Raw genomic sequence first — 5131 nt, forward strand, 5'->3', positions numbered from 1 at the left:
GATCAGCTGTGTTTGTCCGCCAATGGTGTTAGCAGAACCATGCAGCAGGTGGCTGGAGGTAACACCGCCGCTCAGCTGCCGGTAAATATTAATATCATCCGGGTTAAGCACATCGGCTATACGTACTTCTGATGTTACGGATTGGGTGCCTTCATTTACCCCTTTGGTAATGGCAATGTGGGAGTGCTCATCTATAATACCCGGTGTCAGGTGTTTGCCGGTACCATCTATTACCAGGGCATTACCTGCCGGCAGGTTTTTGCCTACCTGGGCTATTTTTCCGGCGCGGATCAGCACATCGGTATTTTCCAGCTTGCCCTGCTGCTCGTTGGTCCATACCGTAGCGTTTTTAATGAGGATGTCCTGTTGTTTTGGCTGGGGGGTTTCCCAGCCATACCCGTTAAACGGATAATATATTTTGGTAAGGTCCAGGTCTGTTTTCTTTTTAGCAGAATCTGCGGGTGGCACAAATGCTTTGGAAAAAGCAGCGCTCCATTTCACCGTATTACCGCTGGTATCCTGCCCGTTGCCGCTCCAGGCATCACCGGATATTACACCACTCAGGCGCAGGGTGCGGGTACCTTTTTTACTTAAGGGAAATGCCAGTCTTACCAGCTTATCTTCCAGCACAATAGTGCCGCTAATGGTATCTGCCTGCTGTAGCAGCGACAGGGAAGGAGCTACCGGTGTACCTTTTACCAGTATGTTATAGGTGGCGCCCGGACTTAGTGTAAGCGTATACGTGCCCCGGATATCCGTCCAGCCATCTTCATTAATAATATAGCGTTTGCCCTGTACCCAGTTCTGGTACAGCACTGTATTTTCTTTAAACAAAGGGCCGGAGGTAATGAGGAAGTTAGCCAGCTTACCGGCATCCAGCGTGCCTACCTGGTCGGTGGCTTTTATGAGGCCAGCCGGTACTTTGGTAAGCGCATCCAGCGCTTTTTGCTCGCTTAAGCCATACTCAATGGCTTTACGCACATTGCTAAGGAATTGTTTATTATCCTTTAAGCCTGCTGCTGTTAAGCAGAACGGGATCCCGGCTTTTTCAAATGCTGCTGGTTCAGTAGGCGCCAGCTCCCAGTGTTTCAGATCGCTTAAGGCCACAAAACGTGCGTCGTTAATGTCTTCCACATCCATGGCAGCCGGGAAGTTCAGCGGCAATATAAACGCTGCTTTGGTAGCTGCCATTTCAGCCACCCGCTGGTATTCATTACCAGCTGCTTTAATGATGTACTGCACACCAAATTCATCGCCTATCTTTTTTGCCCGCAGCACATCCCATTTATCACTTACTTCAAATACCTGGGGCAATGTTTGCTCATCGTTCCAGGATTGGAGGCTCAGGTTAATACCTTCTTTGGAAGGATGGCCCTTATACCACAGCGCATCCAGGTAGGTTTGCCGCAATAGCGCAATGCTGCCCATTAATGAGCCGGGATAATTTTGCGTGGAGCTGCCTTTGTCAAAAGAATATTGAGCAGATGCTTTTTCGCGCACCATTACTTTATTCTCACGGTCTGCCGCTAAGGTTACCAGCGCGCCGGTACCACGGGCAATACCATCCTGCTGGTGAGTTAGCACCGCGCCAAAACCGGCCTGCCGCAGGCTTTTAGCCTTGGTCTCGTCTGTTTTAAAGATGGCAGCGGCATTTATTTCACTTTTAATTGCTTCATTCCAGCCAAAGGCGCCTTTGGTGTTTGACAGGAACTGGGGTGCTGAGCGGAATCCCTGGGAACTTTTTTTCACGGGCTGGGTACCGTAATCGCTGTATATATCTACAAAGGAAGGATAGATGTATTTTCCTTTACAATCCACTACCACAGCATCTTTGGGAATGGCCCCGCCAGGGCCGGCGCTGATGATGCGGCCATCGCGGATCACCAGGGTAGCATCCTGCAGGGTGCTGCCGGCTTCTTTTACAATAGTAGCGTGGGTAAATGCGTAACAGCCTTCGCGGGGGTCGGCCACTCCGTTTACAGGAAAGGTTTCCTGCGCTTTTGCATAGCTGCCGGCCAGCAGGGCGCCCAGTAAAAGGTAAAAGATCTTTGTACGCTTACGGCGTGTAAGCCCCGGTGGCGGTACCAAATGGCTCATTCGGCCGGTACCGGGTACATAAGCTAAGGGTTGCTCCATACGATCGATTTTGTTTTTGCGGTTTAGATGATGGTTTGGTTTTCAGGGAAACCTTAAATTTAATACAGGTATATTTATTTTATGGGATTTTTTATGAGTGGTAGTTTCAGTACCTTAGTCCAAGCCAAATTTGATTGTAAGACACAATCCTTTTACTATGAATAAACATATGATGTTGACCACCTTAATGTTATGCCTGATGTTTGCTTTTACAGCACATAGCCAGGCGCCGGTTAAGGACAGCAGCCATACCATTAAAAAAGGCCGGTGGACCGCGGAAAAAAAGGCCGATAAGATGAGTGATAAGCTGTATCGTGAACTAGGCCTTACCCATGCCCAGGATAAACAGATCTATGCTATCAACGAAGACATCATCCGCCGCCGTGATGCCATCAAAGCAAACAAAAGCCTGGCAGATAAAGACCGTATGCAGCAGCTGAAAGCGCTGAATGAAGAACGCAGCCAGCGTTTTAAGACCGTATTAAATCCTACCCAATATAAAAAGTGGAACGACTGGGAAATGAAGAAGCGGGAACACCTGGAGGCGAAAATGGATAAGAAGCAGGAACGGAAACTGGCCAGGCAGGAGAAATGAGTGATGCAACATCCATAGCCATATCCATTTTTAAACAGGCCGTAGCTGCTGTACAACCGGAACATCTTATTCCCCGGCAGGTGCATGCACAGGACAACGGTCTATGGATATCCGGTAAATTTTTTCCATTACAAAAGAACAGCCGCATTTTTGTTACCGGCGCAGGCAAAGCCGCTGCCGCCATGGCACAGGCGCTGGAAGCCCTGGACCTGCCCTATGAGCTACAGGGGCTGGTGATCACTAAATACGAACACGCTTTACCCTTACAGCATATTAAAGTAATAGAAGCCGGGCACCCCGTACCGGATGATAATGGCGTACAGGCTACGCAGCAAATGATGGAACTGCTGACAAAAGTTGCCCGGCAGGACCTGGTGCTGTTCCTGTTATCCGGCGGCGCATCGGCATTATTAATAGATTATCCGCCCGGCTCCAGCCTGCAGGATGTACAAACTTTATTTGATCTTTTGCTGAAAAGCGGCGCCACCATTCATGAAATGAATACGGTGCGCAAACATATTTCCGCTGTAAAAGGCGGGCAGCTGGCATTAAAAGTATATCCGGCTACGTTATGCACGCTTATCCTGAGCGATGTGGTAGGCGACGACCTGGATGTGATAGGCTCAGGCCCTACAGTGCCCGACCGTTCTACCTTTGCGGATACGCAGGCCATATTGGAAAAGTATGAGCTGCTGCAAAAAATACCCGCCTCCCTGCAAAACCATTTGCAGCAAGGAGCTAACCATATTATTCCGGACACGCCCAAACCCGGCGATCCCGGTTTTAAAACTACCCGCAACTATTTAATTGGCAGTAACCGTAGTGCGCTGGAAGCAGCGGCACAATATGCCACCGCCCAGGGCTATCATACCACGCTGTTAAGCAGCGAGGTTACCGGCAACGCACATACACTGGCACAGGCCCTGGCACAGCAGGCCATTCGCTGGACGGGCCCACGCCCGGCCTGTTTATTAATGGGCGGGGAAAGTACCGTGGTAGTAACGGGGCAGGGCTTGGGCGGCCGCAACCAGCAATTTGCGCTGGCTGCCGGTATAACCTTACAGGCATACCCGCATATTACCCTGCTGAGCGCGGGTACGGATGGTACAGATGGCCCTACAGATGCTGCCGGCGCCGTGGTTAATGCCGCCATTATGGAAAAGGCCGCCAGCCTGGGTTTACAGCCGGAAAGCTACCTGGAAAATAATGATGCCTACCACTTTTTTGCCCCTGTTGACGGCTTAATAAAAACCGGGCCTACCCAAACCAATGTAATGGACATCATGATGGCCCTTATTCACGCTTAATTATTAATTTTTAATTATTAATTCTTCTATTTTTGAGCCTTGATACAAAAACCTATATGAGTTATGCCGAGAATGGAACAGACCTGGCGATGGTTCGGCCCAAAAGATCCTGTTAGCCTGCAGGACATTAAACAAGCGGGTGCTACAGGCATTGTAACAGCGTTACACCATATTCCTAACGGGACCGTATGGACCAGGGAAGACATTTTGCAACGTAAAGCTGAAATTGAAGCAGCAGGCCTTACCTGGTCTGTTGTGGAAAGTGTGCCCGTGCATGAGGACATTAAAACCCAGAGCGGCCGCTTTAAAGAATACATCCGTAACTACCAGCAAAGCCTGCGTAACCTGGCCTCCTGCGGTATTTATATTGTTACGTATAATTTTATGCCGGTGCTGGACTGGACCCGTACCGACCTGGCTTATACGGTGGCAGACGGCTCCAAAGCACTGCGCTTTGAGAAAGCAGCCTTTATAGCTTTTGACCTGTTCATACTGCAAAGGCCTGGTGCGGAGAATGATTATGATGAGGTGGACATTTCCCGCGCCAAAGAACACTTTGACAGCATGACGGATGCGGAGAAAACCATCCTGCAACGCAACATCATTGCCGGCCTTCCCGGATCAGAGGAAAGCTTTACCATTCAGCAGTTCCAGGAAGCATTGGATAAGTATAAAAATGTGGATGCCACCCAGCTGAAGCTGCACCTGTTCTACTTCCTGCAGCAAATAGCACCGGTGGCAGAAGAAGTAGGGATAAAGCTGGCCATTCACCCCGACGATCCTCCTTTTCCTATACTGGGCCTGCCCCGCGTGGTAAGCACCGAACAGGATGCCCGCGAGCTGCTGGCAGCAGCGCCTTATGCGGCTAATGGCCTTTGCTTTTGCACCGGCTCCTACGGTGTGCGTGCAGACAATGACCTACCCGGTATGGTAGAGCGTTTAGGGGAGCATATCCATTTCATTCACCTGCGCAGCACACAGCGTGACAGCCAGGGCAACTTCCATGAAGCCAATCACCTGGAAGGCGATGTGGATATGTATGCCGTGATAAAGAATATCTTAACGGTGATGAACAAACGTAACATCTCTATCC

The 5131-nt window shown here is 49.9% G+C and carries 4 protein-coding genes; 3 read left to right on the plus strand and 1 reads right to left on the minus strand.

What is annotated here, in order from left to right:
• Positions 1–2136 (minus strand): amidohydrolase (locus VIM87_RS28080; protein WP_332000192.1); only part of this gene is annotated, 2136 nt, incomplete at its 3' end.
• Between the two features lie 157 nt (positions 2137–2293).
• On the opposite strand from VIM87_RS28080, the gene VIM87_RS28085 reads away from it, so the two are divergent.
• The 3 genes from VIM87_RS28085 to uxuA form a co-directional block, all read left to right on the plus strand.
• On the plus strand, positions 2294–2731 hold the full coding sequence (locus VIM87_RS28085) for a hypothetical protein (RefSeq protein WP_332000193.1): 438 nt from the start codon (positions 2294–2296) through the stop codon (positions 2729–2731).
• Complete coding sequence (locus tag VIM87_RS28090; protein ID WP_332000194.1) at positions 2728–4038, plus strand: glycerate kinase; 1311 nt, start codon at positions 2728–2730, stop codon at positions 4036–4038. The genes VIM87_RS28085 and VIM87_RS28090 overlap by 4 nt, the downstream gene beginning before the upstream one ends.
• A 63-nt stretch (positions 4039–4101) precedes the next feature.
• On the plus strand, positions 4102–5131 hold a 1030-nt coding region (uxuA, locus tag VIM87_RS28095), incomplete at its 3' end, for a mannonate dehydratase (protein ID WP_332000195.1).

Source organism: Chitinophaga sp. (genome assembly GCF_036569125.1).
Classification (GTDB): Bacteria; Bacteroidota; Bacteroidia; order Chitinophagales; family Chitinophagaceae; genus Chitinophaga.

Bases quoted from the DNA above. Each gene is read 5' to 3' on its own strand.
- VIM87_RS28090 (WP_332000194.1), top strand. From the start codon at position 2,728: ATGAGTGATGCAACATCCATAGCCATATCCATTTTTAAACAGGCCGTA.
- VIM87_RS28085 (WP_332000193.1), top strand. From the start codon at position 2,294: ATGAATAAACATATGATGTTGACCACCTTAATGTTATGCCTGATGTTT.